11 protein-coding genes are annotated in these 17,050 nt (G+C 66.5%); 3 read left to right on the top strand and 8 right to left on the bottom strand.

Annotation, left to right across the window (positions count from 1 at the left end; all coding sequences use genetic code 11):
* The 5 genes from G3O06_RS40120 to G3O06_RS40100 form a co-directional block, all read right to left on the bottom strand.
* On the bottom strand, positions 1 to 3,938 hold a 3,938-nt coding region (locus G3O06_RS40120; protein WP_277403783.1), incomplete at its 3' end, for an ESPR-type extended signal peptide-containing protein.
* A gap of 1,151 nt (positions 3,939 to 5,089) precedes the next feature.
* Positions 5,090 to 5,992: a ferritin-like domain-containing protein gene (locus tag G3O06_RS40115; protein WP_174972055.1), complete on the bottom strand. Its 903-nt coding sequence runs from the start codon at positions 5,990 to 5,992 to the stop codon at positions 5,090 to 5,092.
* A gap of 95 nt (positions 5,993 to 6,087) precedes the next feature.
* Complete coding sequence (locus G3O06_RS40110) at positions 6,088 to 6,306, bottom strand: hypothetical protein (protein WP_011354057.1); 219 nt, start codon at positions 6,304 to 6,306, stop codon at positions 6,088 to 6,090.
* 236 nt (positions 6,307 to 6,542) lie between these two features.
* Positions 6,543 to 7,193, bottom strand: coding sequence for an NAD(P)H-dependent oxidoreductase (locus G3O06_RS40105; RefSeq protein ID WP_174919067.1), 651 nt, complete (start codon positions 7,191 to 7,193; stop codon positions 6,543 to 6,545).
* A gap of 311 nt (positions 7,194 to 7,504) precedes the next feature.
* Positions 7,505 to 7,810 carry an NIPSNAP family protein gene (locus G3O06_RS40100; RefSeq protein ID WP_174919068.1) on the bottom strand — a complete coding sequence of 102 codons (306 nt, stop codon included), beginning with the start codon at positions 7,808 to 7,810 and terminating at the stop codon, positions 7,505 to 7,507.
* A 279-nt stretch (positions 7,811 to 8,089) separates the two neighbouring features.
* Here G3O06_RS40100 and G3O06_RS40095 point away from each other — a divergent pair, with 279 nt between their 5' ends.
* The 3 genes from G3O06_RS40095 (at position 8,090) to G3O06_RS40085 (ending at position 12,062) form a co-directional block, all read left to right on the top strand.
* A complete protein-coding gene (locus G3O06_RS40095) occupies positions 8,090 to 8,878 on the top strand; it encodes a GNAT family N-acetyltransferase (protein ID WP_205819408.1) in 789 nt (262 codons plus the stop codon).
* A 360-nt stretch (positions 8,879 to 9,238) separates the two neighbouring features.
* Complete coding sequence (gene kdpB / locus G3O06_RS40090; RefSeq protein ID WP_205819409.1) at positions 9,239 to 11,323, top strand: potassium-transporting ATPase subunit KdpB; 2,085 nt, start codon at positions 9,239 to 9,241, stop codon at positions 11,321 to 11,323.
* Between the two features lie 40 nt (positions 11,324 to 11,363).
* Positions 11,364 to 12,062 (top strand): response regulator, encoded by a 699-nt coding sequence (locus tag G3O06_RS40085; protein WP_205819407.1) that lies wholly within the window; start codon positions 11,364 to 11,366, stop codon positions 12,060 to 12,062.
* Between the two features lie 8 nt (positions 12,063 to 12,070).
* Here the strand turns inward: G3O06_RS40085 and G3O06_RS40080 are convergent, their stop codons facing one another.
* The 3 genes from G3O06_RS40080 to G3O06_RS40070 form a co-directional block, all read right to left on the bottom strand.
* The gene (locus G3O06_RS40080) at positions 12,071 to 12,718 is read right to left on the bottom strand and encodes a lytic transglycosylase domain-containing protein (protein ID WP_205819406.1); all 648 of its coding nucleotides are present in this window, start codon (positions 12,716 to 12,718) and stop codon (positions 12,071 to 12,073) included.
* A 115-nt stretch (positions 12,719 to 12,833) separates the two neighbouring features.
* A complete protein-coding gene (locus G3O06_RS40075; protein WP_205819405.1) occupies positions 12,834 to 14,177 on the bottom strand; it encodes a DUF3999 domain-containing protein in 1,344 nt (447 codons plus the stop codon).
* Positions 14,174 to 17,050 (bottom strand): DUF2339 domain-containing protein (locus tag G3O06_RS40070; RefSeq protein WP_205819404.1); only part of this gene is annotated, 2,877 nt, incomplete at its 5' end. The genes G3O06_RS40070 and G3O06_RS40075, both read right to left, overlap by 4 nt.

Genomic DNA, 17,050 nt, shown 5'->3' with positions numbered 1-17,050 from the left:
GTCGAGAGCGAGGTGACCGAACTGTTGGCCGAGCTGATACCGGTGGACAGCGAGTTGATACCGGTCGAGGTCGACGTGGACAGCGACGTGATCGAGCTATTCGCCGACGACAGGCCGGTCGACGTGGACGTCGAGAGCGAGGTGACCGAACTGTTTGCCGAGCTGATGCCGGTGGACAACGAGTTGATGCCGGTCGAGGTCGACGTGGACAGCGAAGTGATCGAGCTGTTGGCGGACGACAGACCCGTCGACGTGGAGGTCGAGAGCGAGGTGACCGAACTGTTGGCCGAGCTGATACCGGTGGACAGCGAGTTGATACCGGTCGAGGTCGACGTGGACAGCGACGTGATCGAGCTATTCGCCGACGACAGGCCGGTCGACGTGGACGTCGACAGCGAGGTGACCGAGCTGTTTGCCGAGCTGATGCCGGTGGACAACGAGTTGATGCCGGTCGAAGTCGACGTGGACAGCGAAGTGATCGAGCTGTTAGCCGAGGACAGACCCGTCGACGTCGAAGTCGAGAGCGAGGTAACCGAGCTGTTTGCCGAGCTGATACCGGTGGACAGCGAGTTGATGCCGGTCGAGGTCGACGTGGACAGCGAAGTGATCGAGCTGTTAGCCGAGGACAGACCCGTCGACGTCGAAGTCGAGAGCGAGGTAACCGAGCTGTTTGCCGAGCTGATACCGGTGGACAGCGAGTTGATGCCGGTCGAGGTCGAGGTGGACAGCGACGTGATCGAGCTATTCGCCGACGACAGGCCGGTCGACGTGGACGTCGACAGCGAGGTGACCGAGCTGTTTGCCGAGCTGATGCCGGTGGACAACGAGTTGATGCCGGTCGAAGTCGACGTGGACAGCGAAGTGATCGAGCTGTTAGCCGAGGACAGACCCGTCGACGTCGAAGTCGAGAGCGAGGTAACCGAGCTGTTTGCCGAGCTGATACCGGTGGACAGCGAGTTGATGCCGGTCGAGGTCGAGGTGGACAGCGAAGTGATCGAGCTGTTAGCCGACGACAGACCCGTCGACGTCGAAGTCGAGAGCGAGGTGACTGAGCTGTTTGCCGAACTGATGCCAGTGGACAGCGAGTTGATGCCGGTCGAAGTCGAGGTGGACAGCGAAGTGATCGAGCTGTTGGCCGACGAGAGACCCGTCGACGTGGAAGTCGACAGCGACGTAACCGAGCTGTTTGCCGAGCTGATTCCAGTGGACAGCGAGTTGATGCCGGTCGAAGTCGACGTGGACAGCGACGTGATCGAGCTGTTAGCCGACGAGAGACCCGTCGACGTCGAAGTCGAGAGCGAGGTAATCGAGCTGTTAGCCGAGCTGACGCCGGTGGACAGCGAGTTGATGCCGGTCGAGGTCGAGGTAGACAGCGAGCCGATGGAGCTATTCGCCGACGACAGACCCGTCGACGTGGAAGTCGAGAGCGAGGTAATCGAGCTGTTAGCCGAGCTGACGCCGGTGGACAGCGAGTTGATACCGGTCGAAGTCGACGTGGACAGCGAGCCGATCGAGCTATTGGCCGACGAGATTCCGGTCGAGAGGCTGGCGCTGCTGGTGCTGAGCTGTGCGACCGTCACGGCGTCGGTCGGGGCGGAGCCATCCGCCACGTTCGTGATGCGCCGGTTGGTTGCAGCCGTGCCGCCGCCGACCGAGACCTCGCCACCGTTGGCTGTCTGACCCGTGGCATAGGCCGCCGTCGTCGGGGCTGCCGTGCCCGTTACGCTGCCGGTGCCGATCGCAACCGCACCGGTGTACTGAGCGGTCGATTTGTAGCCGATCGCAACCGAGTTGGCGCCGGTTGCACTGGACAGCGTGCCCAACGCAACGGATCGCGTATTCGTCGCAACCGCTCCGGAACCGATCGCCAAAGCCTGCTGCGAAGTGGCCGTGGCCGTGTCACCCAACGCCACGCTGGCCAGTGCGGTGGCCGTGGCGTTATTACCGATGGCAACGGCTTGTTGCCCCGCGAGCCCATTGACACCGATCGCGACAGCCGCGACGGCCGTGGCGCTCGCGTTTCTGCCGATCGCAGTCGCGTCTTGCGTGGCGGCGGACGCGGCATTGCCGATCGCTATCGCATAAAGGCCCGGTGCAGCTGCGCCGTTGCCAACCGCGACACTGCTGCCGCCTGCGGCAGTTGCACCCACGCCGGCGGCGAGCGCGTTGACGCCCGTTGCACCGTCGTTGTTGTAGTTGGCTTGCTGCGTGCCGCCGTCGTTGACGCTGTAGTAGTGCGTCTTCGCGGTACTGATCGCAGTCGAAGTCGAGGTGGACAGCGAGGTGACGGAGCTGTTGGTCGAACTGAGGCCAGTGGACAGCGAGCCGATGCCGGTCGAGGTCGACGTGGACAGCGAACCGATGGAGCTGTTTGCCGAGCTGATCCCGGTGGACAGCGAGTTGATACCGGTCGAAGTCGAGGTGGACAACGAACCGATCGAGCTGTTGGCCGACGACAGGCCAGTCGAGGTCGAGGTGGACAGCGAACCGATGGAGCTGTTTGCCGAGCTGATACCGGTGGACAGCGAGTTGATACCGGTCGAAGTCGAGGTGGACAACGAACCGATCGAGCTATTGGCCGACGACAGACCCGTCGACGTCGACGTCGACAGCGAACCGATGGAGCTATTGGCCGACGACAGACCAGTCGAGGTCGAAGTCGACAGGCTCGTGATGTTCGACGTCGTCGTGCTCGCCACCGCGTAGAGCTGGCTGCCGTTGATCGCATCGGTGCTGGTCGCGCTGACGAGGCCCGCGGCGACGTTCTGGATTCGGCGTTCCGCGTTGACCTGACCGACGCTGACGATGCCGCCGGTCGGCGTCCCGGCCTGGTAGTTGCCGAATGTCTGGCCGCCGATCGTGGTGCTGTTGACTGCGGTGCTGCCGCCGGTCGTAACCGACGCGGTGCTGTTCGTCACCGAACTGCTGCCGAGCGCAACCGAGTTCGCGACGTTCGCGGTCGAGCCGACGCCGATGGCGATGGCGTTGGTGGTCGAGGCATTGGCGTTTTGCGCGAATGCAACGGAACCCGCACCCGAAGCGGTCGAGTTCGCGCCGAAGGCCGTCGCGTAAGAGTTCGATGCCACGGCCGCGGAGCCGACAGCCACGGCGCCGGAGTTGCCGCTGGCCGTCGAACCGTTACCGAGCGCAACCGCGTCCGCGCCGGTCGCCACCGTGGTGGCCGCGAAGCTGCCGACGTTACCCATCGCGATTGCACCCAGGCCCGTCGACGTGGCCGAATTGCCGATTGCGACCGAGCCGTTCGTGCCCGTGGCCGATGCCCCGCGGCCGAGTGCCACGGAAGTATTGTTCGCCGTGGCGTTGGTGCCGAAAGCGATGGAGTCGGTGCCGGACGCCACGGCGTTGTTGCCGATTGCGTTCGCGCCGCTGGCCGACGCATTCGAGAAGCGGCCGAGCGCGATCGAGTTGGTACCGGACGCCACTGCGCCGCCCGTGCCCGAACTGTTGCCGCCGCCGATCGCAATTGCACTGGAGCCCGATGCCGTGGTGTCGTTGCCGACGGCCGTCGAGCCCGTGTTCAGCGACTTCGCGCCGGAGCCCATGGCGATCGCGCTTAAGCCGGTAGCCGTCGTGGCCTGACCGAATGCCTGGGAATAGTTGCCCGATGCCGTCGCGTTTGCGCCGATCGCAATCGACGTCGAACCGCTGGCCGTCGTCGTGCTGCCGCCACCGCCGCCGATCGCGATCGCTTGCGTCCCCGTTCCCTGTACGCCGCCGGATCCACCGGTCGTGAAACCGCCAGCGGAGTACTGCGCATGCGCGACGTTGCCGGCGGCCGCTCCCGCGACGAGCACAGCAGCCGCGACGGCCTTCACGACCGCCGACTTGTTCGGCTTGCCCCGTGCCGTATCGTGTTCGGATGCAGCGACCCAGGCGCCAAGGGCTTCGTTCCAGATCGAGCGGTATGAGCGGTTCATGTCCTGCTACCTCCAAATATGCACGCCACACACCGGTCTCTTTTGTTAGAGGAATACTCCGTGCGCTCGCGCGAATCTCAAAATTGATGGGCGGAGTTTATTGGAGGAGGTTTTTTTAGATTGATAAAAAGTGATAAATAGCGTGTTTTGAAAGTTAAAGGATGGTTAATACATCGCGTTTTGATGCATTGACGATGAATGCATTTGAAAGATGTAAGAATGTCTATTGAAGGATTTGAATTTTCCGGCGGCTTGGCAGTTTTTTGTATAAAAATCAATCAGTTATGATTGTTTTGTGCGGTAGGTTACACATGTGGATGGCTCAAACGTAAGACGAATGAAATAGCAAACGTTTGCGGGATGAGCGTGCCTTTCTGTTTTGTAATGTGAGTGGATGCGCTGGTGGATAATGTGCTTGCTGTCTCGTTAATTTATTAATTCTGGATTTTATGGATGATTTTCTGTTTGTTTTATTGGTTATAGGAAAATCAATTTAATTTGAAATATCGGACCTGGGACTGTGCTGATATGCGCATCTCGCTCGCTGCGATGGCCCGCGCGACGGGCGTTCCGGGCTGGTCGGCTCGTCGAATTTGTAAAAAAGTGCTACTGAGCGGTGGACCGGGCCGTCATCATTCATCTTTCGAATTTGTCCCATTGACTATTTCGGAAATGTTGATATTTGGGCGGGGTCCGAAGAGGAGGCGAAACCGTGCGGGAGACGTGACCTGCGTCAGCTGTGCGCGGGCTGGCGACAGGTTGTTAAAGACGCGGCTTGACGTCGGCGGCGACGTTCCCGAATTGTCAAATCCTGGGCGTGACAATTTGTCCATACGCCCCGAGGCGCCGCAGAAAAAAGGGCGGGAATAAATGTGTCGGATGTGCCACATCCGGCAGACGGATGCGGGTCGATGAGGTTCCACACCGCATGCGATCGGGCGACTTCGAGCGGGTGGGCGGGCAGGGCAGCCCAAGTGATGCGGCTCGCCATGCAAGTGCGACGAGCGTGCATCGAGGTTCGAACGGGGCGTGGAGCACGGAGCCAAACGACTGCTCCGATCGCTGCGTATCGCTAGCCGCGTGCCCGGGGCAGGCTGGTCGTTGCCCGGTCGCCCGACCGGGCAACCGGGCCTTTGCCCGGAGCGGCTGCCTTACTTCTTGAGAAACCGCAGCGCGAGCCGCGCCATGCGCGGCACGAACATCGGGCGCAGCAGGCGCTTGTCGTAGCCGGCCATCCGTCGGTCGTTCTCGGCGAGACACAGTTCGATCAGCTCGCGCGGGTTGAGCGCGTCGCCGATGTCGGCGGTGCCGGTCGCCGGAAAGTTCGCGTCACGCGCGACGCCGTCGGAATCGATGCCGCGCGCGATGCCGATGCGTTCCCGGATCAAATGCACCCACACGGCCGCGACCCGCGCGAAGAACCACGGCCGGCGCCACCACGGCAGACTGCGCCAGTACCACGCATACCAGTTCACGAAGAACAGGATGTGGCGGCCTTCTTCCTGGATCACCGGCTCGAAGGTGTCGACGAGTTCGGGCGGGAAATAGCCGGAGCGCTGCGCGGAACGAAACAGGCCGAACGCGAAGAAGCTGTCGATGCATTCGCTGAAGCCCGTGACGATCCACCACCACTCGGGATCTTTCGGCGCAGGGTACGCCGGCTCGGGGGCGAGCCGGATGCCGTATGCCTCGACGAGCTTCGACAGCACGACCTTGTGGCGCGCTTCCTCGCCGCCGTCCATCTCGAGTGCGCGGCGCAGCAGCGGATCGCCGATGGTCGCCGCATAGGTTGCCACGCGGATCGATGCGCGGCCTTCGGTCTGCACCGCGATGTCCCAGATCGGCAGCGACGTGAGCCGTTTGAGCTCGGCGGGCTCGAGCGGCGGCCAGTCGATCACCGCCGGCTTGTACGGGTTGTGTGTGTCGAGCAGCATGCGGCAGAACATCTGCATGTGCGCATCGGATCCGATCCGGACCGGACCTTGCCTCTCGAAGGTCCAGTTGCGCATTGCGTGATCTGCTGCTGCATGCGCTTCCTGCAGCGTGTCACTCATGGCTGTTGTTATGCGATTACGGGTCGAAAGATTCTTGCATAGCTTCCGTAAACGCGTATTTTCGAGCGACCATGCGCACGCCGGCCAGGCGTGCGTCACGCGTTCGTGTCGACCCAGAGGCGGCCCCAGCGGGACGCGTAGGCCAGCGCGTGCTCTTCCTCGAAGAAGAAATCGATCGCGTCGAATGAAACGGCGCGCGGCGACGGGCCGCCGCTCGCCTTCTCGATCGTCAGGTTGGCGGCGAACAGCCCGTTCGGCAACCGGGCGGCAGCGGGGGCGACTTCGTAGCCCTTGTAGCGGATCGTACGGTTCATGGCGTGCGCGGAGAAAGTTCGGAGGTTCAGCGTACGAAAACCCGCCCGCGGCGTGAACCAATCTTTCGGCCAATGCAAATCACGCGGCGGGCTGAATCGTTATCGGCGCGCGATGCGGGGAAAGGGCAACCGGGGAGAAGCATCGGCGTGCACGGCGCGTGGCCGTCCGTCCGAATGTGCACCGCCCGCGCCGGCGAACGTGGTCGGCCGGGCGCGGGCGGTGGAAGGCGGGGAAATTACTGGTTGGCGATCTTCAGCACGGGCGCGAGCGCATCGACCGATGCCGCATGCGAGGTCGCGCGATGCGATGCGAACGCGAGCGCGAACTCGGCCGCTTGCGCGCCGACCGTCTCGAGCTGGGCAACGACTTTCGGATCCGAGCAACTGTCGGCGCTGTCGAAGCGCGTTTCGAGCGTGTTCACGGTCGCGCCGAACGGCGTCGGCCAGCCGCGCAGCGCATGTACGATCGAACGCAGCGACGTCAGCACGGTGCCGGCCGCCTGCCAGCCGTAGGCGGTGACGATCAGGCCGACCGCGCGACCGTCGAGATAGGGGCGATCGTCCGCGCGCAGTTCCTCGAGCGTGTCGAGCGCGTTCTTCACGAGGCCGGAGACGCCGCCGTGATAGCCGGGCGTCGCGATGATGATCGCGTCGGCCTGGCGCACGGCGTCGATCAGTTCGCGCTGCGCGTCGGTCAGCGTTTTGTGTTCGGGAGCGTAGTGCGGCAGCGTATGCAGGAACGGGCCGTCGAACAGGCGCGTGCGTGCGCCGGCCGCCTGCGCACCGCGCAACGCAAACGACAGCGCACGTTCGGTCGACGACGCTGCCCGGGTGGTACCGCCAATGCCGACAACGAACGGGCGGCGGTGTTGATCGAATGCAGTCAAGGGGCGCTCCTTGGGGATGGCTTGCCCGGCTAAGCACAGGCTTAAAACCAGATGGTAACGACCCCGCCGCCACTCTGAAAACGACTTTTCGTTCTATCGATATGCCGCGCGGCAGGGGCAATCGTGTGCGCGGCCGCCCAGATCGATAGCAGAAATGCTTGGTTGGGGCGACGGGCCGTGGTCGATAAGATGGGCCCGTCTCCTCCATGATGTCTCTACTGACATGGGTTGGCCCCGCCGCGCGGATGCAGGCGGGGCTTTTTTTCGTCCGCGTCAGGAAAAAGGGGCGCGATGCGCCGGGCTGTCGCCCGTTACTCGAACACCGGCCGGAAGAAGCTGCGTTCGTAGCTGACGATGCAGCGCGTTTCCTCGGCGTAGCGGAACGCGGCCTGGCAGGCCGGATCGTCCATCGAGCGTTCGCGGTAGCGCTCGTATTCGGCGAGGCTCGGGAACGAGAACATCGCGAGCGCGATGTTGTTCGCCCCTTCGGACGGCAGGAAGTAGCCGTGATGCGTGCCGCCGAACTTCTCGACGAGCGGAATCCACATCTTGCCGTACGTTTCGAACTGGTCGAGCTTGTACGGATCGATGACGTAGCGAAGGAAGCAGGTGACCATGAGCGCGCTCGGTGAGGAAAGGAACCAGCGAGTCTGGAGGGCGTCACCGCATGTGTCAACGGCGTTCGCCGACGCGTGATCTGGTCGTGGGACGCGTTGCTTGCGCAAACAACGATCGGCGTTCCGTCACGCGTTCGAAACGACGCGCGCAGAGCCGTGGCACGTACCGTTGCAACCCTCTCTCCCGCACGCATTTCCCCAAACTTTTACGACATTTTTTCTTGCGAGGGCGGTCGGCGCGCTCATAGACTTCGGGCATCCCAACCACGGAGCATGGCAATGTCGATACCCTGGAACGCGATCGCCGAACACACGCCTGCCGCGCCACCTTCCGTGTGCGCCGATCGGGTGATCGTGCGGCGTTTCGATCCGGCCTTCGACAGCTATGAACAACTCACGCCGATGCTGCATCGCGCGTTCGCGCGGCTCGGCGCAATGGGGCTCAACTGCACTTGCGTCGACCAGAGCGAGGACGTCACGCGCCGCCGCGCGGAAGCGGGCGAGTGCTACGTCGCCGTGTGCGGCGGGCGCGTGATCGGCACGGCCACGCTGTATGCGACCGATCCGTCGTCGGCGTGCTCGCTGTACCGGCGCGAAGGCGTTGCGAGCGTGCGGCAGGTGGCGGTGGACCCCACTTGCCAGAGCCGCGGGATCGGCGCGTTGCTGCTGTCGTTCGCCGAGCAGTGGGCCGCGTTGCGCGGTTATGCGCTGCTCGCGCTCGATACGCCGAATCCCGCGTCGCACCTGCTCGCGTTCTACGGCGCGCAGGGTTTCGACGTCGTCGACGTGATGCGCTTCGACGGCAAGTGCTACGACAGCGCGATCCTCTGCAAGCGGCCCGTCGCACAGATCGCGCGCCGCGTGTCGCCGGCGTCGCGCATGGCCGCGCGCGTGGCGGCCGTGCGGCGTCTTGCGTATGCGTTGCCGTCGCGCGTGGTCGCGGTGGCAAGGCGCGGCCAGCACGTGCGCCGTGGCGCAGGCTGGGCGGCACGACGCGCGGCCGGTGCCGCGAGTTGCCGCTCGTCGCCGTGGCGACCGCGCCAGCACGGGCGCTACACGTTCGGCTGAACGGTGCGCCCAGGTTCCTTTTCCTGCTTTGCCGCGTAAACGTCGTATGAGCGGAGTGTGGCGCTCCCGCTCGTGTACGGCCCTTGAGACACCCCCGCCGCGCTGCGGCGAAACCGGCGTTTACGCGCTTTTTATGCCCTGCCGCGATCCTTTGCCGCGATCTTCACGCGAACCTTCATAAGATGGTTGCGTGGAAACGGAAGCCGCACGCGAGAACGCGCGCAGGCAGCCGGCTCGCCTGACCGATGCCGGATGCCGCTGCGCGGGGCGTGCCGGCAAAAGGAAACCGCCATGTCTCTCGCACCCGTGACAGGTCCGCGCTCCGCGCAGCCGGGCCATGCGCGCACGGCCGCGCGCTCGATGTTCGATCCCGCACTCGTGCGCCCGGCGATCGCCGATTCGTTCCGGAAACTCACGCCACGCACGCAGTTCCGCAACCCGGTGATGTTCTGCGTGTACGTCGGCAGCATCCTGACCACGATCCTGTGGATTGCCGCGCTGTTCGGCCAGGCCGAAGCGCCTGCCGGCTTCATCGTCGCGATCGCGCTGTGGCTGTGGTTCACCGTGCTGTTCGCGAACTTCGCCGAGGCGCTCGCGGAAGGGCGTTCGAAGGCGCAGGCCGCATCGCTGCGCAGTGCGAAACACAACGTGGTCGCGAAAAAGCTCGCGGCCCCGCATGCGAAGGCGGCCGTCGAGGTGATGGCGTCGACCGACCTGCGCAAGGGCGACGTCGTGCTCGTCGAAACCGGCGACACGATCCCGGCCGACGGCGACGTGATCGAAGGCGTCGCGTCGGTCGACGAATCGGCGATTACCGGTGAATCCGCGCCGGTGATCCGCGAGTCGGGCGGCGACTTCTCGTCGGTGACGGGCGGCACGCGCGTGCTGTCCGACTGGATCGTCGTGCGGGTTGCCGTCAATCCGGGCGAGGCGTTCCTCGACCGGATGATTGCAATGGTCGAAGGCGCGAAGCGCAAGAAGACGCCGAACGAGATCGCGCTGACGATCCTGCTCGTCGCCTTGACGATCGTGATGCTGCTCGCGACCGCCACCTTGCTGCCGTTCTCGACGTTCGCGGTCGACGCGATGAAGGCCGGCCACGTCGTGACGATCACCGCGCTCGTCGCGCTGCTCGTGTGCCTGATTCCGACGACGATCGGTGGGTTGTTGTCCGCGATCGGCGTGGCGGGGATGAGCCGGATGATGCAGGCGAACGTGATCGCGACGTCCGGCCGCGCGGTGGAAGCGGCCGGCGACGTCGATGTGCTGCTGCTCGACAAGACCGGCACGATCACGCTCGGCAACCGCCAGGCATCGGCGTTCGTGCCCGCGCCATTCGTGACCGAGGAAGCGCTGGCCGATGCCGCGCAGCTGTCGTCGCTCGCCGACGAAACGCCGGAAGGCCGCAGCATCGTCGTGCTCGCGAAGCAGCGCTTCAACCTGCGCGAGCGCGACATGCAGGCGCTGCATCCGGTGTTCCTGTCATTCAGCGCGCAGACGCGGATGAGCGGCGTCGACCTCTCCCCCACGGGGACTTCCTCAGGGGCGCCCGGCCGCGAGATCCGCAAAGGCGCAGCGGACGCGATCAAGCATTACGTCGAGTCCCATGGTGGCCGCGTGACGCGCGAAGTCGAAGCGGTCGTGACCGACATCGCGCGTCGCGGCAGCACGCCGCTCGCGGTGGCGGAGCGAGTCGACGGTGTCGCCCGCGTGCTCGGCGTGATCGAGCTGAAGGACATCGTGAAGGGCGGCATCAAGGAGCGCTTCGCGGAGCTGCGCAAGATGGGCATCAAGACGGTGATGGTGACGGGCGACAACCGGCTGACGGCTGCGGCGATCGCGGCGGAAGCGGGCGTCGACGATTTCCTCGCGGAAGCAACGCCGGAAACCAAGCTCGCGACGATCCGCGAACACCAGGCCGCGGGGCGCCTCGTCGCGATGACGGGCGACGGCACCAACGACGCGCCGGCGCTCGCGCAGGCCGACGTCGCCGTGGCGATGAACACGGGCACGCAGGCGGCGAAGGAGGCCGGCAACATGGTCGACCTCGACTCGAACCCGACAAAGCTGATCGAGATCGTCGAGATCGGCAAGCAGATGCTGATGACACGCGGTTCGCTGACGACGTTCTCGATCGCGAACGACGTCGCGAAATATTTCGCGATCATCCCGGCCGCGTTCGCAACGACGTATCCGCAGTTGCGCGTGCTCGACGTGATGCATCTCGCGTCGCCGGCGTCGGCGATCCTGTCGGCGGTGATCTTCAACGCGCTGATCATCGTCGCGCTGATTCCGCTCGCGCTGAAGGGCGTGCGTTATCGCCCGCTCGGTGCGGCGCCGCTGCTGCGCAGAAACCTGCTGTTGTACGGCTTCGGTGGTGTGCTGCTGCCGTTCCCGTTCATCAAGCTGATCGACATGGTGCTGGTGGCATGCGGATGGGCCTGAGCATGGGCGCGCATGACGCACCGGACGAAGGCGCTGCCGGATGAGCGAACCGACCGTCGTCATCGTGATCGTCGACGAAGACAGGTTCATCCGGCATTTCGTCCGTGTCGCGCTGAAGGCCGAACACATGCACGTCTGCGAGGCCGCGACCGGCGTCGCGGGTGTGGCGGCCGTCGGCTCACGTCGTCCCGACCTGATCATCGCGGACACGAACCTGCGCGACATGGGCGGCACTGACCTGATCCGTGCGCTGCGTGCATGCTCGGCGGCGCCGCTGATCGTGCTGTCGGCGCTGAATGCGGAAAGCGCCAAGGTGGCCGCGCTCGACGCGGGCGCGGACGACTATCTGACCAAGCCGTTCGGCGCCGCCGAATTGATCGCGCGAATTCGCGCGCACCTGCGGCGGCAGGCCGGCGGCGGGCGCCTCGACCCGGTGCGTGTGCGCTTCGGCGACGTGACCGTCGATCTCGGCGATCGCCAGGTGCTGCGCGGCGGGGCGCGCGTGCATCTGAGTCCGATCGAATACCGGTTGCTGGCCGTGCTCGCGCATCATGCGGGCCGGCCGCTCACGCACGACCGCCTGCTGAACGAGGTGTGGGGCGCGGCGCACGGCAAGGATGCGCACTACCTGCGCGTGTATGTCGGCCACCTGCGGCGCAAGCTGGAATGCGATCCGAGGCGGCCCGCGTACATCGTGACGGAGACGGGCGTCGGCTACCGGCTGGCCGGTGCGCAGTAACGACGCGCTCAGGGGTTCGTGGCCGTCCGCAGTTCGTCGTTCGCCATGCCGTTCGAACGGCGCAGTTGCGCATCGAATTGCTGCACGCGCAGTGCGACGCGCTGAGCATAGCGCTTCGTGCCGCCGTTGTAGCGCACGAGCGCGGTTTCGACGTCGCCGTCCGCATCGTCGAGATAGCCACGGAAGATGGTCGCGCCGATCCGTACGTTGGTGGCCGGATCGGAGAGATCCTTCACATGCGCGACGAGATCGCGATGGGCGGTGGGCATCACCTGCATCAACCCGCGCGCGCCGGCGACACTGACCGCATGCCGATCGAAGCTCGATTCGACCGCGATGATCGCGAGCAGCAGCGCCGGTGCCAGCCCGTAGCGATCCGATTCGGTCTGCACGGCGCGTGCGATCGTGCGCGCGTCGGCATACGCGACGTGAAAGCGGTTGCGCAGCGTCGTGACGATCGTGTCGAGGGTCGGGGGAAGCGAGGGTTCGGGCGTGCTGGCGGCGCTGACCGGTGCCGCTGGCGTGTCGTCGGCATGTGCGGGCAGCGCGATCGACAGCGACAGTGCGATCGGGAAAGACAGCAGAAGCCGCTTCAGCGGCCTGGCCGCGCACAGGCGCGGCGCTGGCCGGTCATACGATGGATAGGTTTCCTGCATGTCGTCGCATCGTGGTTCCGATGCGACGACTGTACGCAGTTATGCGTTGCGACCGTCGAAAGAAACAGGTTCGCCCGATAAACGGCGCGTAAAGACGAGCGACGATCGCCCTGCGTCACTCGTCGCGGCCGCGCGTATCGCCGCCGCCTTTCGCGAGGCGCCATGCGATCGTGCCGAGCACGCCGACCGCGACGACCAGCGCGCCCCACAGCACGTAGCGGCGGGGCGCGTCCGTATCGGCGGCTGACGCCGACGCGACCGCCGAGACCGGCAACACCGTGCCGACGCGCGCGGGCCGCACTTCGGGCGCCATGCCGACCAGCAGTGCGTCGCGGCTCACGGCCGATGAAACGAGCGACGCATCGCCGACGCCGAGCGTAAACGGCGGCGTGCCGCGCGCGACGAACGTCAGCGCGGCCGGATGCCAGCCGATCGCGACGGCCGGCTGGCCGCCGCCGAATCCGCCGTTGCGCATGTCGACGACGATCCGCCACGCGCGATCCGTATTCGCCGCGAACTCGAGCGGCGGATTGCGCTGCTCGCCGGCCTTGCCCTGCAGCCGGAACAGCACGGCGGCCGCGACGTCGCGCCACGGCGCCTGTGCGTCGGCGCGACTCTGCAGCGTCGCACGAGCGACGGTGTTCGGCTGCGGCAGGTCGATGCGCACGCGGTCGACCGGATACGCGCCGTCGGTGTCGAACAGGTACTCGCCGGGCGTGCCGCCGGCCCGCACGCGCACGGCATCGCGCCATTGGCGCGGGACGGACGCGGTGTCGGTCCCGCGCGCGTCGCGCGGGTGCGTCTCGACGTCGATCGACGTAACCGCGGGCGCGCCGTCGAGCCAGTCGAGCCGCAGGTAGCGCGGCGCCGCGCCTTCGAGCGCGATGCGTTCCTGCACCAGCATGTCGTCACCGTGGCCCACCTTCAGCAACTGCGTGCTGCCGAGCGACCGCCAGCTGCGCAGGTCGTCGCTGGCTTCGATGGCGACACGCCCCTGGTAGCTGTCGTCGCCTACGTGCACGAGCAGCGCGTCGATGTCGCCGTCCGCGTGCGACAGGTCGACGAGATCCGCACCGTGCTTCGCACGCGCCGGTGCAGCGACGCCCGCGCGCAGCGCGCCGTCCGGGCCGACCGTCACGCCGAGCGGTGCGTTGCCGTTGTCGGCGCGGGCGGGCGGCAGCGGGAACCAGTGCACCGGCGTTCGCTTTGGCGGTACGGCGGGTGCGGCCGCCGCGGGCGTGTCGAGTGAATACGGCACCGGCTCGCCCGCACCGTTGAAGATGCGCACGTCGCCAAGATCGTCGCGCCGGCTCGCCGCATAGACGGGCTGCGGCACGGTGAGCTGGTAGTACGCGGCGGCGCCGTCCAGGTCGAGCGAGAAGTGTTGCGCGACGTGCCCGTCGGCCGCCGCGAACGACGCGAGCAGGCTCAGCCCGAGCAGGGCGGCGAATCGCTTCATGTGTTGTCGTCCTGCTGCGCGGCGGCCTTCGGCGGCAGCGGCGAGAAATAGCCGATCAACAGCAGCAGCACACCGATGCCGATGAACGACACGATGCGCTCGATGCCGGTCACGTGCGACAGGTCGAACAGGAACAGCTTGACGACCGTGAGCGCGAGCAGCGCGGCGCCGGCGAACCACAGCGGCCTCAGCCCGCGGCGCGTGGCCCAGATCGTGATCGCGAGCGCGCAGAGCGTCCAGTACACGGACACCGACGCCTGCACGAGCGTCGATTCCGCCATCGCGCCGAGTTCGTAAGGCACGCCGGCCCAGTGATGCAGCGTGCGCAGCAGGATCGCGTTCAGCCACAGGAACGCGGTCGCACCGGCCGCACTCAGCAGCTCGACGCGATAGTTGCCGAACGACCAGCCGAGCTTGCGCGCGCGCACGAACCACGACGCGGCGAGCGCATAGACGACCACGAGCACGAGGTCGAGCGGGTTGAGGAGCGGCAGGCGCGCCCAGCTTCCGCCGTCCTGCGTGAAGTTCGCGTAGAAGGTCCACGCCCACATCACGACGATGAGCGGCAGCGACGCGAACGCGCACACGCGGGCGATGCCATCGCGGCGCGTCAGCCACATCCCGGCGAACGCGAACAGGCTCCAGCCGACCATGAACACCTGCTGGATGCCGAACGACGACAGCACGGTGTCGATGTCGTAGGCCATGTGGAAGCGTTGATGCAGCGTGCGCAGCATCAGCGCGTTGAACCACAGGAACACGGTGGCGATGGCCACGTAGTCGACGACGCGCGGATGCCACGCGATACCGAGCGTCCGCAGTCGGCGCAGCCACACGGCGAACGCGACGAACACGAGGAACTGTGCGACGTCGAGCGGGTTGAGCAGCGGCAGCCAGAAGAGCGGCGCCGCGTTGCCGTCGCTGCTCACGCTGGCGATGCTCCACAGCCACAGCAGCGCGGCGAGCGGTGCCGCGCCCCACACCTGGTACGCACGCGGAAACGCCGCGACGGGCCAGCGCAGGCGCGAGCCGGGGCCCGACACCAGCAGGAGCAGCGCCCCGAAGCCGTAGGCCCAAGCGCTCCAGCTCCATGCGCCTTCGGGCACATATGCGCGCAGGCGCCAGAAGCCTTCGAGCGCCAGCAGCCCGCACACGGTCCAGAACATCAGCGTGTGCAGCGGCGCGATGATGCCCGCGGCGATGGATTGCGCGAGGCCGGGCGCCGTGCCGTTCGCGGAATCGGCGCTTGCCGTGCCGCGCGACTGGCGCCACAGCAGCGCAAGGCCTGCGCCAACGGCGACGGGCCACGCGAACGCGCCCATTCCCGACAGCGGTGCTTCGTGCGCATCGAATGCACGCAGCGCGAGCAGCGCCAGCACCGACGTCAGCGCGAGCGCGGGCCATTCGGCGAGCGGCCACGCCAGCCGGCGGCGCGCGACATGCGCGAGCCACGCGGTGCCGGCCGCGAACAGCGCGGTCGTATCGACGACGAAGCGGTCGGGATGCAGGTCGACGTGACGGCTCGCGTAGACGAGGATCTCGTGCAGCCCGCCGCTGACCCACCACAGCAGCCCCCACGCGGCGGCGGCGGCACCGATCTCGGGCATCCACGCATGCCACGCGCGCGCTTCGCCGCGCCCGTGCAGCCACCAGCCGGTGAACAGACCGGCGAGCGCGATCAGCAGCATCGCGATGGTCGGGCTGTTGAGCACCGGCAGCGCGGTGGCGTCGGCCGGCCCGAGCAGGCTCGTGAAGAACGCGCCGGCCGCGGCGACCTGCATCAGCAGCCCGAAGCCGAATCGCAGCATGCGCTTCTCGCGCACGCCGAGCCAGACGACGGCCGCGCCTTCGATCGCCCATGCAGCGCTGGTCGTCGGGCCCGAGAACGCGAGCGGCACGGCCAGCGTCGCGAAGATCACCGCGAGCGCGAGCGTGGATTCGAACAGTAGTGCGAGGCGGTCGCGGCGCCGCGCGAGCCACGCGGTGACCACGACGTAGAACGCCGACAGCGCGACGGCGCTCCACGCGAGCCCGAACGGCATGTCCTTCACGAGCGACGCCTGCAGCGCGGTCGCGACGATCGGCGTGCCGAACACGAGCGTGCCGTCCACGTAGTGCCGCAGCGCGAGTTCGCGCTTCACCGCATATAGCAGCGCGATGCCGACATACATCAGGAAGAACAGGATCAGGAACGGCTCGGTGCTCGCGAACAGCGCGGGGCGGTAGGCCGTCACGCCCCACGCCGAGCCGATCGTGAACGTGAACACGAAACCGAGCAGGTTCAGCGGGCGCCATGCCTTGAACCAGGCGATCGCGAAGATGCCCGCGTTCAGCAGCGCGTAGTAGCTGAACAGCGCGACGTGGTTGCCCTGGCCGGTCGACAGCAGCACCGGCGCGAGAAAGCCGCCGGCGGTGCCCATGAACGCGAGCGGCAGTGCGTTCTGCCGCACCGCGAGGAACGCGCTCAGCGCGCACACGGCCACCATCAGCGGGAACGCGGCGCCGACGGGCAGCAGCGCGTAAAGCTTGGTCGCGGCGAAGATCGTCAGGTACAGGATGCCGACGCCGCCGCCCTGCAGCACGAGCCCGTACGCCGCGCGGCGCGCACGCACGCGCCAGCCGATCGCGAGCAGCGCGGCCGCGGCGAGCGCGGTGCCTGCGAGGCGGAATTCGATCGGCAGCATGTTGTTGTCTGCCGCGTACTTGAGCAGGAATGCGACGCCGAAGAACAGCACGATGATCCCGACGCGCACGACCGTGTTGCCGCCCAGCAGCCAGTCGCGCGCGGCGCGGAAGGCGCGCTCGACGAGGTCGGGTTCGCGCGGTTTGGGCGGTGCGGGGGGGACCGCCGGTGCGGCAGGCGTTTCGCTCGA

It is taken from the genome of Burkholderia sp. Ac-20345 (assembly GCF_017104825.1).
Classification (GTDB): domain Bacteria; phylum Pseudomonadota; class Gammaproteobacteria; order Burkholderiales; family Burkholderiaceae; genus Burkholderia; species Burkholderia lata_B.
Note: the sequence above shows the minus strand (reverse complement) of the source record. Positions and strands in the feature narration are given on the sequence as shown.